The organism is uncultured Oscillibacter sp. (genome assembly GCF_947654275.1).
In the GTDB taxonomy this organism is placed as follows: domain Bacteria; phylum Bacillota; class Clostridia; order Oscillospirales; family Oscillospiraceae; genus Oscillibacter.
The window spans coordinates 1-17,746 of the sequence record NZ_CANTJS010000019.1 but is presented as its reverse complement, the minus strand read 5'-3'; the positions used below and the strand labels follow the sequence as shown (position 1 = coordinate 17,746).

Genomic DNA, 17,746 nt, shown 5'->3' with positions numbered 1-17,746 from the left:
TCACAGCCGCCGCCCGCGGCCCGGAAGAGTCAGTTCCTGCCTACGCCCAGCTCCCAGAGCTCGTCCACATACTCGTTTACCCACCTGACGCCGTCAGCCATCCAGTACTGCCGTTCCCTGGGCTTGGCGCGGGGGGAGTCCAGAAAAGGCTGGGAGAGAACCAGTCTGGCCGGGGGCGCTTCATAGATTCCGTTCAGCAGCGCCAGGTCCTCCGGATACCGGAACCAGAGGGACCGGTCCGGGTCCGGGTGCTCCCGCCGCCACAGGGCGAAATCCGGCAGGAAATTCTTGTACACCGGCATTTCAAGGGCCTGAAACGCCTCTTCCGGCAGCAGGACCTGCGCCAGGCAGTAAAGCCCGTGGGCCAGGGTGCAGAAGGGCCGCCGGCCAATCATATATTTCTGGTCCCTGGGATAACCCCTGCACACCCCCAGCAGGTCTTCGCCTGCTTTGTCCATGTCGCCCCCTGCCAGGTCCAGCAGGAAGGAGAGCATGGCCTTTTCCAGCAGGGTGGAGCTCTTCCGCCTCATAAATTTCTCTGCGGCGGGAACGGCCCACTCCAATACCGCCGGGTCCCTGTACCACAGGCCGATCATCACATGGGCGGCGGCAGGGAAAAAGGGCTCGTTGCTGTTCTGCACCTTCGTGAGCTCCCGGGGCAGCAGCCGGTCCATGACCTGGGTGTTTCCGCAGGCGAAGCACTCCAGCATACAGTGAAAATTCCGCTCATAGCAGTAGCTGCCGTAGATGCTGGGCATCATGTCGATTTTGCCCCGCTGGTTCATGACCCGGCACAGCCCCGGCCAGTCCTTTTCCCGGACCCGCTCCTCCGTCCAGGCGTTCCAGTCCTCCGGCTCCGGAGCCATGGAGGTGACGAAGGTCCACTGGTTGCGGAGCAGATGCCGCAGCCGCGCCTTTTCCTCCGGCTCCCCGCCCTCATAGACGAATTTGTCCATGACCTTCTGATATTTTTCCCGCAAAGCCGCGGGATCCGTTCGCAGTTCCATAGCTTCCTCCTGTATTCGGTTTCCCTGCCGCCATGACGCGCCGCCTGTTCAACGCGCCGGGTTCCCCTGGGGGTCCCGCCCCTCCCTCCGGAAGGCCTCCGCCTCCCAGGCGGTACGGGCCAGATACCGGATGGCCTCCACGGGATAGGCCCCCACGGCGGTCTCCCCGGTGACCATCACCGAGGATGCGCCGTCCAGCACGGCGTTGAAGATGTCGCTGACCTCCGCCCGGGTGGGCACGGGGCTCCGCTCCATGGAGGCCAGCATCTGGGTCACCACCATGAAGGGCTTCCGGGCGCTCCGGCAGGCCGCCGCGATGCGCTTTTGCAGGGCTGGCAGCGTCCACAGGGGCCCGCTGTTCCCCAGGTCCCCCCGGGCAATGACAATCTCGTCCGCCGCCGGCAGCAGGGACGGCAGGTGCTCCACCCCCTCCAGATTTTCAATCTTGGCAAAGAGGCGGATATCCGGCCCGCCGGCGCGGTCCAGAGCCTGCCGCACCTCCTCCAGATCCCCCCGGTCCCGGACGAAGGGCTGCATGACGCCGGTGACGCCAAAGGACTTCGCCGCCCGGATGTTGGCCCGGTCCATCTCCGTCATGGCAGGCATGGGCGTCCGGACCCCCGTCAGGGCGGCGCTTTTCCGGCTCTGGAGGACGCCGCCCCGGAGAACCTCCGCCAGGGCCCCGTCCTCCCGCTGCTCCAAAACCCGGAGGAGGATTTTCCCGTCGTCCAGAAGCAGCTCCTGTCCGGGGCGCAGATAGGGCAGGGTCTCCCGGGGCAGGGGAACGTCCGTGCCCAGGCGGACCGCCGTCCCCTCCGGCAGGGTCAGGGGCCCGGGCAGAACGCCCACCCGCAGCTCCGGGCCCTGCATGTCAATCAGCAGCCGGGGCGCCACGCCGCAGCGCCGGGCGGCGGCGTGGAGATGGTCCACCTGCTCCGCTGCGGCCTCCAGGCCGACGTGGGACAGGTTCAGCCGGACGCCGGTCATGCCGGCGCGGAACATGGCCTCCAGCGTATCGGTGTCGGAGCAGGCGGGACCCAGTGTGCCGTAGATATCAAGCATAGAATTACCTCCAGGACATTCAAATCAGAGTGGAGAGTTGAGAGTAGAGAGTTGAGAGTTGAGAGTTGAGAGTTAAGAGTTGAGATGTCCGGCTATGGTATATCTCCACTCTCCACTCTTCACTCTCCACTCTCCACTCTCTTATCTGAACTCTCCACTCTCCACTCTCTTATCTGAACTCTCCACTCTCTTATCTAAACAGTGCGGCCAGGCTCTCGGTAAAGGGCGGCCGGCAGATGCCCTTCTCCGTGACAATGCCCGCCAGGAGACTGTGGTCCGTCACGTCGAAGGCCGGGTTATAGCACTTCACGCCGGGGAGGGCCATGGGCTTCTCGTACCAGAGGGAGCGGATTTCCTCCGGGTCCCGGAGCTCGATGGGGATGCGGTCCCCGTCGGGGCAGCTGAGGTCGACGGTGCTGGTGGGGCCCAGGGTATAGACGGGGATGCCGTAGTGCTTCGCCAGAATGGCCACGCCGCTGGTGCCGATTTTGTTGGCGGTGTCTCCGTTGGCGGCGATGCGGTCGCAGCCCACAAAGCAGGCCTGCACCCAGCCGTTTTTCATCACCATGGAGGCCATATTGTCGCAGATCAGCGTCACGTCCACCCCGGCCCGGTGGAGCTCATAGCTGGTGAGCCGGGCCCCCTGAAGCAGGGGCCGGGTCTCGTCGGCATAGACACGGATGTGCATCCCCCGTTCCGCCGCCAGCAGGAAGGGGCCCTGAGCGGTGCCGTACCGGGAGGTGGCCAGGGGTCCGGCGTTGCAGTGGGTCAGCACCCCGTCCCCGTCCTTCAGCAGGCTCAGTCCATATTCGGAAATGGCTCTGCACTTGGAAATGTCGTCCTGATGGATGTCCACCGCCTTTTGATAGAGGGCGTCCAGCAGGACGGAGCGGGGCGCGGCGGCGTGAGCCTCCGCCGTTTTCAGCATCTCGCCCACGGCCCAGCTCAGATTCACCGCCGTGGGACGGGCGTCTTTCAGCAGGGCGGCATGGGCCCGGAGCCGGGTCTGAAAGGCGGCGGGGGCCGCTTCCTCAACGGACCGGGCCAGCACATACATGCAGTAGGCCGCGCAGATGCCGATGGCCGGGGCTCCCCGGATCCGGAGCTTTTGAATGGCCTCCACCATCTCCTCCAGGGTCCGGAGGCGAATCTACTTTTCCTCATTGGGCAGGAGGCTCTGGTCGATGATGTACAGGGCTTCGGCGGCTTTGTCATAGCGGATGTTCTGAACATGGGTCACAGCTTTGACGGCTTCGTTCATCAGAATTCCTCCTTCTCAGAACCTGTATTCATAGCCGGGGGATGCCGGATGGGCGGGGATTTTTTCCTGTCAGCCAGGGAGACCGTTCGCAGCCCATGCAATTCTGACGGATGGCGGGGGAAACCCACGCGGTATGGCGGAAAAAAGGCCGTTCAGACAGCGTTCAGCGGTTGTGAATACAGCTAGCTTCTTATACCCGGACGATGTACCCCTCTTTGCGGGGCTTGGGCGCGGGGACGGGGCCGTCGATATAGCCCAGGACGCAGTTCCCCACCCCCCGGAGGGTCTCCGGCAGGCCCCATTTCCGCAGCAGCGCCTTGCCCTCGGGCATGTCGAAGAGCTCCATCGCCCGGTTCACCCAGCAGGAGCCGATGCCCAGGGAGGCGGCGGCGTTCATCAGGTTCCCCATGACCAGGGAGCCGTCCCGCATCCAGTTGTAGTTTTCCCCGTCGGCCAGCACCACCACGGCGGTGGGCGCGGCGAAGAAGGTGTCCGTGCCGGGACAGCCCCGAATCTCGGCGTTGAGCCGGGTCATGTAGTCCAGGGTCTCCCGGTCCTGAACCACCACCATCACGGCGGATTGCAGATTCCGGCCGGAGGGGGCCCAGGCGCCGGCCTCCAGAATGGCGCTCAGCTCCTCTTCGGAAATCTGCTCCGGCTTGTATCTGCGGATACTCCGTCTTCCCTTCAGGACCTTCAATGTCTCGTTTGTCATTGCGGAACCGTCCTTTCCCCCGCCCTCCGGCGGCTGTTGATGGATTTTGGCAAGCTCATCATACCACATTTTCACCAAAGGTCCAAGGAATATTTTTTACAGGTCCAGGCCGGAGGGCCGCCTTGCTTTTTCCCGGCGGACATGGTATACTGGACGCAACCAAATACGGAAAAAGGACCTCATATAAGTTCGCTGACAGGCGCGAACGTCTCTACGAGCCGCCGTTTGAAAAGGCTCTGCTATGGGTGTCTGTGCGGGTATGCCCGCGCAGGCGCTCCTTTTTTATGTCATTGGGGAAAAAACGGGACCCCTGTCCCGGAGAGAGGTGTTTTGTATGGCGCTTACTATTTTAAAGGGAACCATCGTCTCCGCCCCGGCCCCGGGGCGGCTGGAGGTCACGGAGGGCGGTTTTCTGGCGGCGGAGGAGGGCCGGGTCAGCGGCGTCTTCCCCGTCCTGCCGGAGCGGTACGCCGGGGCGGCGGTGGAGGACTGGGGGGACGCCCTGATTCTCCAGGCCCCCATGGACCTGCACCTTCACGCCCCCCAGTACCCTATGCGGGGCTGCGGCATGGACCTGCCTCTGCTGGACTGGCTGAATGCCTATGCCTTCCCCACCGAAGCCCGGTTTTCCGACCCGGACTATGCCCGGGAGCTCTACAGGGCCCTGGCCCGGGAGCTCATTGAGAGCGGCACCACACGGGTGTGCATGTTCTCCTCCCTCCACCGGGAGGCCACCCTGATTCTGATGGAGGAGCTGGAGAGGGCCGGGGTGACGGGCTATGTGGGCAAGGTGAACATGGACCGCAACGGCGGGAAGAACCTCCAGGAGACCACGGAGGAATCCCGGCGGGAAACGCTGCTCTGGCTGGAGGCCTGTCAGGATTTCCGGCACATCCGGCCCATCCTGACCCCCCGGTTCATCCCCTCCTGCACCGACGGGCTGATGGATTTTCTGGGGAAGCTGGCGGCGGAGCGGAACCTGCCGGTCCAGTCCCACCTGTCGGAGAACACCGGGGAAATACAGTGGGTAAAGGAGCTGCATCCCGATTGCAGCCAGTATTGGGAATGCTACGCCAAATACGGCCTTTGGAACCGGCGCACCGCCATGGCTCACTGCGTCTGGTCCGATGAGAGAGAGCGGCGGGCCATGGCGGAGGCCGGGGTCCTGGCGGTTCACTGCCCCGACTCCAACCAAAATCTCTGCTCCGGAACGGCCCCGGTGAAGACCATGCTCCGGGAGGGGGTCCGGGTGGCCCTGGGCAGCGACATCGCCGGCGGGGACCGGCTGAACATGCTGGATGTGGCCGCCTCCGCCATCCGGGCCTCCAAGGCCCGCCGCATTCTGGACAACTGGGAGACGGAATTCCTCACCGTGGCCGAAGCCTGGTATCTGGCCGTCTCCGCCGGGGCCTCCTTCTTCGGGGCCAGGCCGGGCTTCGCCCCGGGGGAGCCCCTTCACGCTCTGGTGCTGTCGGACAGCGGCCTGCCCCGACCGGCCACGCCGATGACGCCGGCGGAGCGGCTGGAGCGCTGCCTGTATCACCGGCAGAGGGACGCCGTTCAGGCCGTCTGGAGCGAGGGGCGGCGGGTGTTCTCCCGAACGAGATAAGGCGCCGGCGGATACAGAGACCCGGAGAGCACAGCCGGAAACCGGAATTCACAAAAAAGGCCCTGCCTCCTTCGAGGCAGGGTCTTTCTCAATCCCCCTTCACCCGTACATGGATGAATCGTCCTCCAGCATCCAGCCGCCGGGATAGGTGTCCAAAGTGTCCAGCTCCAGACCAGCCAGCTCCCCCCAGCCCTCATCCAGACCGAAGGCCCCGCCGGACCGCACCGCCGTGCGGCCATAGACGTCCCGCAGCACCGCCGCGATCTGGAACACGTCTCCGGCCTCCGCCGGGACGTCCTGAGGCGCGAATTGAAAGGTGAGGAGCTGGTAGCCCCTGACGCCGCCTCCGTCGTTCTGCCGGAGACTGTCCAGGGCCTTCCACTGTTCCCCGGTAAGGGCCTCGGTCTCCTCCTCCACCACTCCCGGCGTCACGGAGAAAACCGCCCAGTCCACCAGCTTTTTGTTCCGGAACAGGCCCACCCGGACACTCTCCAGCTCCGCCGCAGGCAGAGCGTCCCCGGAAAGCTCCGGCAGAGTTCCCGACGGGTCCCAGTCCAGCTGGCCCCGGACCTGCTCCGTCAGGGCGAAGGTCCCGTTTTCCACCGGCTTCATGCCCAGGGCATAGTCCGCCCGGATCTTCGGGAAGGTCTGGCCGTAGAGCCCCGTATAGCGCTCCAGCACCTGGGTCTGCCGGGTGCCGTCGGGGTAAAGAAAGGCCACGCTGAGGGTGATGTCCTCCGCCAGGCCGCAGGTCAGGTACGCCGTAAACCGCTGGCCCTCTCTCTGCTCCGCCGGGACGGCGGGGGCCTGATAACCGCCGCCGTTTCCGGCGTAAAACTCCGCCGTCATGCCTTCCACATAGTGCTTGGGCACGGCGTAAAGCTGGAAAAAGGCCTGGCTGGCAGAGGGGTCCGCGTTCACCAGCTCCGCGGCATAGTCGGCGGTGACGGCGTTCTGGGACCGCAGAAGCTCCTCCACCCGCTGGGAAATGCCGTCGATCTGCACGTTGACGTCGGTCTGAACCTGGACAATGGAGCCTTGCAGATGGGCATAGCTTTGGGTCAGGTCCTTCAGCCGCATGTAAAATCCGGCCAGCACCCCGCAGAGACACAACGCCGCCGCGGCTATGGCTATCTTCACCGCCGCCGGCCGCCCGGGAGACAGCCGGGGGACATACCGGGCGGCAATCTCCTCCACCAGCCTCAGCTGCGCTTCGCTCAGCTCCCCGCCGGCGGGGGCGGACTCCTCCACGCCCAGCAGCCAGCCCACGGACACGCCGAAGAGGCGGCTGAGGGCCACCAGCTTTTCCACCTCCGGCAGGGCGCTGTCGGACTCCCACTTATAAATGGACTGCCGGGACACGCTCAGCTTCTCCCCCAGGGCCTCCTGGGAAAGGCCGAGCTCCTTACGCTTCTGGGCCACACGCCGGCCGGTTGTCATGGGTCATCCCTCCTTTGTGGGTCCAGTGTAGCAGGACTGGCGGAGAATTTTCCACCAACTTCCGGCTTTCTTTCTGCTAACCGGCAGTTTACATCCGCTTTTTCCGCCTCAAAAAGTGCTTCTCCGGGAAGAAACACAGAGGGGCGGACACACGGGTCCGCCCCTCTGGTCGAGAACTGCCTCCCCTCTGCCCCCTCACTCGTCCTCCGGGGCCGTCTGAACGGCGCTCCCGTCCAGGCCGAAGTCCTGAGCGGCGCTGCCGGTATCCCGGCGCAGCATGTGTTCCATCACCCGGATATCCGAGTCGATGTCCATGACGTCGGCTTGATAGAGCTGGTCCAGCTGGTGTTCAAAGCCCTGAACAATGGTGTCCATGGCGGTCTCAATCCGCTGTTTGGCCTGGCGGAGGTTCTCTCCCTCGATGCCGGCGGACTCGAAAGAAGCATAGGAATTCAGCAGCTTCTGGGTGGTGGGCAGGTAGTAGTTCAGGAAGGTGCCGATGCGGTCCGCCTTTCTGGGGTCCTCCTCCACCGCCCGGAAGATTTTTGCCGTAATCTCCTCCAGCCGGTTCACCTTGGCGGAGAGAACAGGGTCCGCAATCTGGTCGTTGGCCCGGCGGATGCTTCGGAGAATGCCGGAATAGCCCTCCTCTGTCTCTCTGGGCGGCCGGGCCGTCTCCTCCTCAGCCTGGCGGACCTCCGCCTGCCGCCGCTGCCAGCCGGCCTCGACTCCGCTGCCCCGGAAGAGATAGCCCAGTTCCATGTTGACATAGGCCTTTCCCCCGAAATAGCCCTTGTCAATCATCTTCTCCAGGTCCCTGGCCACCCGCCGTTCGCTGTAGCCCAGGGTCCGGGCAATCTCCTCCACAGGGACGGCCTCCCGGTCCCCCATCACCAGCAGATACCGGGTGTAGCGCTTCAGCGCCCGGTTCATGGAAAAGCCGCTGTACAGCATGGCGCAGCCCCCCATCAGCATGGCCAATCCCTGGGACAGCTCCCACCAGTATCCGCCGGAGGCATCCACAATCATACAGCCGAAGACCGCCAGCGCAGCGCCGGCAATTTTCAGCAGCCATGCGTTGGATTTTTTAAGCGCCGGGGTCCTGGTGACCTTCTTGGCCGTTTTGGCGGCCCTGGAGGGCCGCCGGGCCTTGGCGGACTGCCGGTCCGCCGCCTGTCCCAGGGAAGACCGGAGGGGCGGAGCCTGCTGCGCGCTCTTCTGAACGTCGCTGCCGAAGAGCTTGAAAAACAGCAGCAGCAGTCCCAGGGGAAAGATGGAGCAGAGGCAGAGGATAATCAGGGGCCAGCTCCAGTCGCCGGACCTGTTGGGCTGTTTCTGTTGGTTCGCCATGGTTTATGCCTCCTCGTCCCGGGGTTTCAGCTTCCGCTTGTTCCCCTGCTCGTCCACGATGTAGGTGTGGTCCAGCTGGCCCTTGAGATTCCCCAGCACGGAGTCGATATAGGCCCGGCGGAGGACCGCCTGCTCCGCTTTTTCCGCCTCCGTGAGACCCCCTGGGCTCTTCGCCTTCCGGGCCAGCTCATTGATGCGGCCGATCTGTTCCTGTGTCATGCCTGTCCCCCCTGTTCCCGCTCGAAAATCAAGTCAATGGCCTTCAACATGCCGTTCACCTGTGAAGCCGGAATCCATCCGGCATAACGCCACCCCTCTGCCGCCCGGCGGAGAATGGTCTCCTGGTGGTCCAGAGACTTGCCAACAAAAACGCCCTTGTCCACCACGATTCTCTCAAACTCATATTCCAGCATTCCCACTCTCTCCTTATCTCAATACGATGCAAAAGCTTGGCATTCTTCATTCAATCAGAAATGAGGGGCAGAAATTTTATCAGGAACGGAAAACCCCTCATCATCTTCACTCTCAACTCTCAACTCTCCACTCTCCACTCTCAGACGTAGACCTGGAGCACAATGGAAACTCTCCCCTTCCGGGTCAGGCCTCCCACCTCGCTGAGCTGGAACTTCCCGAAGCCCCGGGCAGACACCACATCCCCCGGACTGAGGAGCTTGTCCGGCTTCACGCACTCCCGCCAGTTCAGCTGCACCCTTCCGCTCTCAATGAGGCCGGCGGCCTTTCCCCGGGCCATGCGGAAGCCGGAGGCCGCCACCGTGTCCAGCCGGAGTGAGGACACCGTGTCCCGGACCTCCTTCCGCCGGACCGCGGGAATGTGGAGGTTTTCCGGCTGGATGGCCGACACATGGAGCTTCGCCCGCCCTGCGGAGGACCAGTTTTGCAGCAGGTAATCCCCGACGCCCTCCAATACCAGCAGATCGGCGCTGCCGGGCCCTACCAGAAGATCCCCCACCTTTTCCCGGACGATGCCCATTCCCATGAGACTGCCCAGAAGATCCCGGTGGGTCAGTTTGTCCTCCTCCCGGTACGCGGCCCGGAGGCAGCGGATGGGGGATTCGGCGTTTTCCGGCTCCAGCCAGTCGGGAAGGAACTGGAAAATCTGCCGCTCCGCCCCCTCATAGCCCCCCTGACAGACATAGGCCGTCTCGGAGATTCCCGCCAGCCGCAGCAGGTCCAGGGCCTGGGCCCGCTGCTGGGGGCTCAGAAAATCCGTGGCGGCGGGGATGTTCCGCCCTGACGCCTGCTCCGCCCTGTCCAGCACCTTGGCCAGGGTCAGACGGTCCTCGCCGGTGAGACCCAGACGGTCCAGCATCGCCCCCTTATCCATGGCGCAGCTCCTGGGTCCGGACCAGGGCGGCATAGGCCCCGTCCTTCGCCATCAGCTCATCGTGAGACCCCAGCTCCACGATTCTGCCCTCCTCCACCACGGCGATGCGGTCGGCATTGCGGACGGTGGACAGCCGGTGGGCAATGATGATGGTGGTGCGGCCCTGGGAGAGCTTTTCAAAGGCCTCCTGGAGTTTGGCCTCCGTCACGCTGTCCAGGGCGGAGGTGGCCTCGTCCAGAATCAGAACCGGCGGGTCCTTCAGGAAGATGCGGGCGATGGAGATGCGCTGCTTCTGCCCGCCGGAGAGGAGGGCCCCCCGTTCGCCCACGTAGGTGTTGAAGCCCTCGGGCATGGCCACGATATCGTCGTAAATCTCCGCCATCCGGGCGGCCCGGGCCACCTCCTCCTCGGAAGCGCCGGGGCGGCCGTAGCGGATGTTCTCCAGAATGCTGGCGGCGAAGAGGAACACGTCCTGCTGCACCACGCCCACGTTCTGCCGCAGGGACTCCTGGGTGACGGAGCGGACGTCGCTGCCGTCCAGGCGGACGGCTCCCTCCGTCACGTCGTAGAACCGGGGAATCAGCTGGCAGAGGGTGGACTTGCCGCCGCCGGAGGGGCCCACCACCGCCACGGTCTCGCCGGGCCGGATGTGGAGGTCCACGTCCCGGAGCACCGCCAGATCATCCTTGTAGGCAAAGCTGACGTGGTCCACATCGATGCGGCCCTCCACCCGGGGCAGATGCCGGGCGCCGGGTGCGTCCTTCAGGGCGGGCTCCTCCCGCATGAGCTCGATGAAGCGGCCCAGGCCCGCCGTGCCGTTGGCGAAGAGCTCGGCAAAATTGGAGAGCTTGCGCACCGGATTCACGAAGGTGGTGATATACAGGCTGAAGGTGATGAGGTCCACGGTGTCCAGCTGCCCTTCCATGATGAGGAAGCCGCCGGCGGCAATCACCGCCGCGGAGAGGATGCAGAGGAAGAACTCCATGGTGGCGTTGAACCGGCCCATGGCCTTGTGGAAGGCCCGTTTGGAGGTCTTGAAGCTGTCGTTGGAGCTGTCGAATTTCCGAAGCTCCGCTTCCTCGTTGGCGAAGGCCTTGGCGGTGCGGATGCCGGAGAGGCCGGACTCGATATCGGAGTTGATGACGGCGGTCCGCTGCTTCACGGCGGCGGAAGCGGCGCTCATGGACTTCCGGCAGCTCCAGACCACAAGGAAAAAGATGGGCAGGATGACGGCCACCACCAGGGCCAGCCGCCACTGAATGGTGAACATGATGATTAAAGAACCCAGAATGGTGACGCCGGAAATAAAAATGTCCTCCGGGCCGTGGTGGGCCAGCTCCGTGATGTCGAAGAGGTCCGCCGTCAGGCGGCTCATAAGCTGGCCGGTGCGGTTGCGGTCATAGTAGTCAAAGCTGAGCTCCTGCATGTGGCGGAAGAGGTCGTGTCGGATGTCCGCCTCCACCAGGATGCCGAAGGTGTGGCCCCAATAGCAGATCACATAGGTCAGCAGCGCCCGGAGGGCAAAGGCCAGAAACACCACCGCCATGACGGCGAAAAAGGCGCTGTAGGCGCTCTGGGGCAGCAGCTCGTACATGCACCAGCGGGACACCGCAGGAAAGGTCAGGTCGATGAGAGAAATCAGCAGGGCGCAGCCCAGGTCCATGAGGAACAGACGCCTGTGAGGCCTGAAGTATGAGAGGAAGATCCGCAGGGGAGAGCTTCTCTGAAAATCCTGAGTGGTCATAAAACGGCTCCTTTTCCATATTCAATCATATCCAGTGTATCATATCACGATTTCCGCCGGGAGACAATGAAGGAATCGTAAAATTTCCTTTCCGGCGGAGAGAGGCGGTCATTTTGAGAGACCGGGAAAGCCCGGCGCCAAGGACTTGACAATATATACATATATATATAATAGTTTGGAAGAAAATTTGGCGAAGTGATCCAATTCCGGACAGCTTCAAGGGAGGAACCTGTATGAAAACAGTCCTGACAATCGCGGGAGGCGTTCTGCTGGCGTTGGTGCTGCTCCCCTTCCTTGGGCCGCTGGCCGTGGTGGCGGCAGTGGGCCTGGTGGCGGTCTGTTTCGTGACGCAGATGCTGGAGCTTGCCAAGGATCTGAGCGGCGCAGCCGGCACGAGAAGCCAGCAGCAGGCGGCGCAGAAAAAGGTGGAGGTCTTTGCCTCCATTCCGTCGGGAGCGCATATCATGGACTGTATCGACGCCGCCTGGCTCCTCTTTGTGCCTCCTGAGGGATGGGGGAAAAAGCGGAACTCTTTTTTGGCCCGGCAAAAGCAGTCCATCGCAAATCCGGAACGCTGGCGCAAAGGCGACGAGTCCCTTCTGAGCGGTGAATTCTGGTTCCTGAGCCGCACCGACCCCAGCGGCGGCGAGGAGCGGACCCGTGCCGTTCTGGCGCTGTGGCAGGAGATCGACCGCTGCTGCAAGGAGCTGTGCAGTATGAACAAGAATTTTGTGACCTCTCAAAGCCAAGTGGAGGCGTCTTTTGAGAATCTTCGGCAGGCGAAGTTTTACGAGGACTGCTGCCAGGAGGTCCAGGACGCCCTGGCCCTGGCGGAGCAGGTGAAGTCAGAGAAGAAAAAGAAGTGACCGCATTCCGCAAGAAGACCCCGGACGTTTGAGACGCGTCCGGGGTCTGTTTATTTATTTGACCCGCACGATACAGGACCGGGACTGCCCATCCCAGGACACCGTGACGGTGGTCATGCCCTTGCTGACGCCGGTGACGGTGCCGTCTCCGCCGACGGTGGCGATGCCGCTGTCGCTCACATGCCAGGTCAGCGTGGAGGTGACGCCGCTGAGGGTCAGTTTCCAGCTCTCGCCCACCGCGAGGGTCATGTCCTCCCGGTTCAGCTTGTTGGCCCCGCCAGAGCCGCTGGAGCCGCCGGAACTGCCTGTGGAGGCCGGGGCGCTGCCGCCGGTAACCCGGACGATGCCGATGACTTTCTTGCTGCCGTCGGTGGCCAGGATGTGGACCATGCCCGCGGACACGGGGGTCACATTTCCGTCCTTGTCCACCGTGGCGATGGCCGGGTTCTCGCTGACCCAGGTATAGGACCCGGAGCCGCCGGAGACCCGGAGCCTGTAGACGCCCTCGCTGACGGAGCGGGTGAAATCCGGGTTGCTGAGGGTCAGTCCTCCGGGGAGCTGGGAGAGGGACGCGTAGCTGGACCCGCCGCTTCCCGAGGTCCCGGTGCTCCCGCCCGCGTCTCCGGCGTTGCCGGAAGCGCCCGAATCCGGTCCCTCGGGCATGACGCCGGTCTGGCCTGAATCGCCGTCTGTGCTTCCGGCAGGCTCATTGCCGCCGCCGGAGGGCTCCGTGTTCCCGGCGGGCTCGTTGCTGCCGGCGGGCTCGCTGCCGTCGCCGGAGGGCTCCGTGCTTCCGGCGGGCTCATTGCCGCCGGGCTTGGGCTCCACAGGCTGGGAGACGCCGGGCTTTGAATCGCCGGGGTCCTTGTCCCCGCCCAGCTTTCCGGCAATCTGGTCGCCGTAGAGCAGGTAGACCAGCAGGGCGGACATCAGCACAATCAGCACGATCAGTATGGGTGTGACCAGGCTGAACTGAGAGGAACGGCGGCTGCCCCGGCTGGGGCGGCGGGGCTCCTCCTCTTCCCAAAGCTCCTCTTCCTCGCAGAAGGGGCAGTCCTTATAAGTATCGGAATATCTCTCCCCGCAGACGGGGCAGCGCTTCATAGCCATGGCTTGTCCTCCCGAATCATTGATGATGGATCGGCCTGCCGCCGGGGGTCCGGCGGAGCGTATTTCGTCGGTATGTCAGAATCTGTATGCACAGCCGGAGGCCGCCGGACAGAGGGCGTTTCCGCGGCAGTCCTGTGATTGGCGCGGTATGGCGGAAAAAACGCCCAGGCAGCGTTCAGCGGACGTGAATACGGGTTCTTAGAACCTGTATTCACAGCCGGGGGATGCCGGACGGGCGAGGACTTTTCCCGTCAGACAAGAAGATTTTCCGCAGCCATACTGACGTATGGCAAGGGAAATCGACGCAGTATGATGGGAAAAAGACCGGCCAGACGGCGTGCAGCGGTTGCGAATACGGGTTCTTATATCATACCCAGTTTCACCGCCGCAGTCAAGGGCGTTTCCGGCAAAAATCCCCGGGAGCCGGCAAAATTTTTAAAAATCCCCTCTGCTCCTTGCTTTTTCGCCGCCGGACATTTAAGATAGAGGATATCAGAAAACGGCGGGAGGGCTGGAAGCTATGAGCGCAATTTTAATCGGCATCGCCGGAGGCACAGGCTCCGGAAAGACCACGCTGACCCGGCACCTGAAGGACCACTTCGGGGCCGAGGTCACCGTCATCGGACACGACAGCTATTACAAGCGTCAGGAGGGCAAAACCTACGAGGAGCGGGCCCGCCAGAACTACGACCACCCGGACGCCTTCGACACGGACCTGCTGGTGGAGCATCTGAGGGAGCTGAAGGCGGGACGGTCCATCCGCTGCCCGGTGTACTCCTACGTGGACCACAACCGCACCGATGAGACAGTGGAAATCTTCCCCACCAAGGTGCTGATTGTGGAGGGCATTCTGATTTTCCAGGACCCGGACCTGCGGGAGATGTTCGACATCAAAATCTTCGTGGAGACCGACGCCGACGAGCGCATCCTGCGCCGCTGCCTCCGGGATGTGGAGGAGCGGGGCCGGACCCTCCGCTCCGTGGTGACCCAGTACCTGACCACGGTGAAGCCCATGCACGAGCAGTATGTAGAGCCCTCCCGGAAGTACGCGGACATCGTGGTGCTGGAGGGGGGCCACAACCTGGTGGCCCTGGACATGATGATTCAGCGCATCCAGAACCACATCGACCGGACGTAAGCCGGGGAAACGCGGACCTGCCGGGGGCTTCCTCCGGCAGGCCCGCGTCCTTTTTGCCTTTTTGCCTTTTTTGCTTTTTTTGCTTTTTTCACATTCTGAAAAACGGGGTTGCCCGGAGGGGAAAAATGGGATATACTTTCAGGGAAAATACGAATGAGAAAAAGGAGACCATTCCATGAAGCTGGAAACCATTCAGGCGGGCCGGATTGTCGGCGTCCACGGCATCCGGGGGGAGCTGCGGGTTCTGCCCCGGGACGGGGACCCGGATTTTCTGACCCGCTTCCGCACCTTTTACATGGACGGCCAGCCTGTCACGCCCGGGGCCTGCCGGGTCCACAAGGGGACGGTGCTGATGAAGCTCCCCGGCGTGGAGGACCGCACCGCCGCCGAGGCCCTCCGGGGGAAAGACCTGTATATCCGCCGGGAGGACGCGGACCTGCCCGACGGAGAGTGGTTCGACGACGAGCTGCTGGGTCTGGAGGTCTACAACGGCGAGACGGGGGAATGCGTGGGCGAGCTGACGGCGGTGGAGACCTACCCCGCCAGCAAGGTCTACACCGTCCGGGGCGTGAAGGAGTTTATGGTCCCGGCGGTGAAGGACGCCTTTATCCTGAGCATCGACATGGAAAACAACCGCATGGACATACGGGTCTGGGAGGGCCTGGACGCATGAACATCGACATTCTGACCCTCTTTCCCGGCTCCGTGGACGCCATGCTGAACGTCAGCATCCTGGGCCGGGCCCAGGAGCGGGGCCACATCGCCATCCGCACCCACCAGATTCGGGACTACACCACCAACAAGCAGATGCAGGTGGACGACTACCCCTACGGCGGGGGCCGGGGGGCGGTGATGCAGGCGGACCCCCTCTACCGCTGCTGGGCCCATGTGACGGAGACCCACGGCCCGGGCCGGACCATCTTCCTCTCCCCCTGCGGCCGGACCTTCACCCAGGCCGTGGCCCGGGAGCTGAAAGAGACGTACGACCACCTGATTCTGGTCTGCGGCCACTATGAGGGGGTGGACCAGCGCTTTCTGGACGAGTGCGTGGACGAGGAGATCTCCATGGGGGACTTCGTCCTCACCGGCGGGGAAATTCCCGCCATGGCGGTGGCGGACGCGGTGTGCCGCATGGTGCCCGGGGTGCTGCCAGACGAAGAGTGCTTTCAGGAGGAATCCCACTGGAACGGCCTGCTGGAGTACCCCCAGTACTCCCGCCCCGCCGTCTGGCATGACAGGGCGGTGCCGGACATTCTCCTCTCCGGGGACCACGGGAAGGTGGCCGCCTGGCGGAAGAAGGAGAGCTACAAGCGGACCATGCTCCGCCGCCCGGACCTCTTCGAGAAATTCGACGAAAGCCAGCTGACCACCAAAGCGGAGAAAAAGGTCCTCCAGGAGGCCAGGGACGAGCTGGCGGAGGAACTCAGGAATCAGGAATGAAAAACCAGGACCTCCCGGGGGAGGTCCTGGTTTTTTTCAGGTCTGTGTTTGTTCCAACGGGCGTGGGTCAGGCGGCTTCCACGCCGCCGGCCCCGCCGTACAGGGATTCAAAGCCGGAGAAATCCGGGAAGGTGATTTTCACGTCCTTGCCCGTTGCCTTGATGGTCATGTCCATATCCATATCCGCAGTAAAGACCGCCGTCAGGCTCTCCTCACTGTCGGAGGCCGTCATCTCCACCTTCAGCGTCAGGTCAGCCCTGGCGCTCTTCAGCGCCCCGTCCTTGTCCATGGTATAGGTGACGGTACTGCCCTCCATGGAGATATCCAGGTCCGCCTGAATATCCGATTCCACAGACAACACATCCAGAACCGAGGCCGTCAGGCCGTCCACAATCGACGTGAAAGCGTCGTTCAGCTTCAGCGTGCAGACGGTGTTCTCACCGGAGGTCTGGACGGCGATGGAATCCACGAAGGGAAGCATGGCGGGGCTGACCTTCCCGGCGGACTGCTCCAGCAGAGTCTTGAAGTCCTCCCAGTCCATACCCATATTCATGGGCATCTGATAGGCCTCCTCGCCGGAACGGACATACATCACGCCGTCCTTCAGCCAGTACTGCCCTTTTTCCTCCTCGGTCACGCCGTCGGCCTTCATGGAGACCGTCATATCCATAGCCATCTGGAAATCCTGGTCCAGAATCGCCTGGATGCTGCCCTTGACGGAGACCGCCGCCTGCTCGTCCATGTTCACAGAGGCATCGGAGGCTTTGAGGACAAGGCCAATGCTCATATTGGCGTCGATGTCGGCGTCCAGCCCCTGGGCCGCCGCCGCGCCGGAGGCCTGGAGAGCCCGGTAGGCCTCGATCTTCTCAGTGGTGGGCCTGGCGGCCTCCGCGTCCACGGCTCCGCTCTCAATCAAGCTGGCCAGCAGGTAGGTCCCGCCGCCCTTCATGTCCATGCCCAGGGCCTGATAGGTCATGGCCGCCAGGTCGTCCCGGAGGAATTTTCCGGTGAACAGGGAGGTATCCAGCAGGCCCAGGCCCATGGCAAATTCCTGGGCGCTGGCGGCGGTGAAGTCCTCGCCGTCCTTATAGCCCAGGGCCCGGAGCAGGAAGATGGTATAGGCCTTGGCGGTGCAGGGATTGGAGCCGCCGAAGGCGCCGGCGCTGGTGCCGCTGGCAAGGCCCTTGTCCGCCAGCCACGCGGCGTAGGGGGCCCCGGTCTCGTTCATGTCGGTGAAGGGGCATTTCAACTCCCCGGAGGCATAGGCGGCCTTGGCCTCCTCCTCCGCGCCGTAGAGCCGCACCAGCATGATGGCGGCCTGGGTCCGGGTGGGGGCGCTGTCCAGGGCGTAGCCGCCGTTACCGTCGCCCCGGAGCATGCCGATGGCGGCCAGCTCCGCCGCCGCGCCGTCGAAGCTGGAGGCGGAGGCGGAGACGCACAGCGCCGCCGTCAGGGCCAGGGTTGCCAGCAGGATGGTCAGAAAGCGTTTCATGAAAAATCTCCTTTCTTCCGGTCCGGCGGAGGCCCGCCGGAAATTTTACTGCATTTTTCCGCATTTATTTTATACCCGGAGCCGCCCGTCGTCAAGAGCCGGGCCCTGGAGCCCACGGAAATCAATTTTGCAAAATTGGATTCAAAGAGATAAAATAGGAAATATGA

General features: G+C 63.5%; 17 protein-coding genes. 5 read left to right on the top strand and 12 right to left on the bottom strand.

The window, feature by feature from the left end; genetic code table 11:
* Positions 1-29: 29 nt before the first annotated feature.
* From Q0063_RS06860 to Q0063_RS06845, 4 genes are all read right to left on the bottom strand, one after another.
* Positions 30-1,007 carry a hypothetical protein gene (locus Q0063_RS06860; protein WP_297871232.1) on the bottom strand — a complete coding sequence of 326 codons (978 nt, stop codon included), beginning with the start codon at positions 1,005-1,007 and terminating at the stop codon, positions 30-32.
* 48 nt (positions 1,008-1,055) lie between these two features.
* Positions 1,056-2,069 (bottom strand): pyruvate kinase, encoded by a 1,014-nt coding sequence (locus Q0063_RS06855; protein ID WP_297871231.1) that lies wholly within the window; start codon positions 2,067-2,069, stop codon positions 1,056-1,058.
* Positions 2,070-2,259: 190 nt separating this feature from the next.
* Positions 2,260-3,204, bottom strand: a complete 945-nt coding sequence (gene mtnA, locus Q0063_RS06850; RefSeq protein ID WP_367180346.1) for an S-methyl-5-thioribose-1-phosphate isomerase — start codon at positions 3,202-3,204, stop codon at positions 2,260-2,262.
* A 316-nt stretch (positions 3,205-3,520) separates the two neighbouring features.
* The gene (locus Q0063_RS06845; RefSeq protein WP_297871230.1) at positions 3,521-4,045 is read right to left on the bottom strand and encodes a nitroreductase; all 525 of its coding nucleotides are present in this window, start codon (positions 4,043-4,045) and stop codon (positions 3,521-3,523) included.
* A gap of 334 nt (positions 4,046-4,379) precedes the next feature.
* On the opposite strand from Q0063_RS06845, the gene Q0063_RS06840 reads away from it, so the two are divergent.
* Positions 4,380-5,654: an amidohydrolase family protein gene (locus tag Q0063_RS06840; protein ID WP_297871229.1), complete on the top strand. Its 1,275-nt coding sequence runs from the start codon at positions 4,380-4,382 to the stop codon at positions 5,652-5,654.
* Between the two features lie 99 nt (positions 5,655-5,753).
* On the opposite strand, the gene Q0063_RS06835 is transcribed toward Q0063_RS06840, so the two are convergent.
* The 6 genes from Q0063_RS06835 to Q0063_RS06810 form a co-directional block, all read right to left on the bottom strand.
* Positions 5,754-7,094 carry a helix-turn-helix domain-containing protein gene (locus tag Q0063_RS06835; protein ID WP_297871228.1) on the bottom strand — a complete coding sequence of 447 codons (1,341 nt, stop codon included), beginning with the start codon at positions 7,092-7,094 and terminating at the stop codon, positions 5,754-5,756.
* Positions 7,095-7,289: 195 nt separating this feature from the next.
* Positions 7,290-8,444, bottom strand: a complete 1,155-nt coding sequence (locus Q0063_RS06830) for a 5-bromo-4-chloroindolyl phosphate hydrolysis family protein (RefSeq protein ID WP_297871227.1) — start codon at positions 8,442-8,444, stop codon at positions 7,290-7,292.
* Positions 8,445-8,447: 3 nt separating this feature from the next.
* The gene (locus Q0063_RS06825; protein WP_297871226.1) at positions 8,448-8,663 is read right to left on the bottom strand and encodes a DUF896 domain-containing protein; all 216 of its coding nucleotides are present in this window, start codon (positions 8,661-8,663) and stop codon (positions 8,448-8,450) included.
* Positions 8,660-8,857, bottom strand: coding sequence for a DUF4177 domain-containing protein (locus tag Q0063_RS06820; protein ID WP_297871225.1), 198 nt, complete (start codon positions 8,855-8,857; stop codon positions 8,660-8,662). The genes Q0063_RS06825 and Q0063_RS06820 overlap by 4 nt, the downstream gene beginning before the upstream one ends.
* A gap of 140 nt (positions 8,858-8,997) precedes the next feature.
* Positions 8,998-9,789, bottom strand: coding sequence for an RNA-binding protein (locus Q0063_RS06815; protein ID WP_297871224.1), 792 nt, complete (start codon positions 9,787-9,789; stop codon positions 8,998-9,000).
* Positions 9,782-11,533 (bottom strand): ABC transporter ATP-binding protein, encoded by a 1,752-nt coding sequence (locus tag Q0063_RS06810; RefSeq protein WP_297871223.1) that lies wholly within the window; start codon positions 11,531-11,533, stop codon positions 9,782-9,784. The genes Q0063_RS06815 and Q0063_RS06810 overlap by 8 nt, the downstream gene beginning before the upstream one ends.
* Before the next feature lie 233 nt (positions 11,534-11,766).
* On the opposite strand from Q0063_RS06810, the gene Q0063_RS06805 reads away from it, so the two are divergent.
* Positions 11,767-12,399, top strand: a complete 633-nt coding sequence (locus tag Q0063_RS06805) for a hypothetical protein (RefSeq protein ID WP_297871222.1) — start codon at positions 11,767-11,769, stop codon at positions 12,397-12,399.
* Positions 12,400-12,453: 54 nt separating this feature from the next.
* Here the strand turns inward: Q0063_RS06805 and Q0063_RS06800 are convergent, their stop codons facing one another.
* Positions 12,454-13,509, bottom strand: a complete 1,056-nt coding sequence (locus Q0063_RS06800; RefSeq protein ID WP_297871221.1) for an Ig-like domain-containing protein — start codon at positions 13,507-13,509, stop codon at positions 12,454-12,456.
* 520 nt (positions 13,510-14,029) lie between these two features.
* Between Q0063_RS06800 and udk the strand changes: the two genes are divergently transcribed.
* The 3 genes from udk to trmD all read left to right on the top strand — a co-directional run bounded on the left by udk (position 14,030) and on the right by trmD (position 16,087).
* Entirely contained in the window at positions 14,030-14,647 is a 618-nt protein-coding gene (udk, locus tag Q0063_RS06795; protein ID WP_297871220.1) for a uridine kinase, read from the top strand.
* Positions 14,648-14,822: 175 nt separating this feature from the next.
* On the top strand, positions 14,823-15,320 hold the full coding sequence (gene rimM / locus Q0063_RS06790; RefSeq protein WP_297871219.1) for a ribosome maturation factor RimM: 498 nt from the start codon (positions 14,823-14,825) through the stop codon (positions 15,318-15,320).
* On the top strand, positions 15,317-16,087 hold the full coding sequence (gene trmD / locus Q0063_RS06785; RefSeq protein ID WP_297871218.1) for a tRNA (guanosine(37)-N1)-methyltransferase TrmD: 771 nt from the start codon (positions 15,317-15,319) through the stop codon (positions 16,085-16,087). Before rimM ends, trmD begins: the two co-directional genes overlap by 4 nt.
* A 67-nt stretch (positions 16,088-16,154) precedes the next feature.
* Here the strand turns inward: trmD and Q0063_RS06780 are convergent, their stop codons facing one another.
* A complete protein-coding gene (locus Q0063_RS06780; protein WP_297871217.1) occupies positions 16,155-17,579 on the bottom strand; it encodes an S-layer homology domain-containing protein in 1,425 nt (474 codons plus the stop codon).
* Between the last annotated feature and the right edge of the window lie 167 nt (positions 17,580-17,746).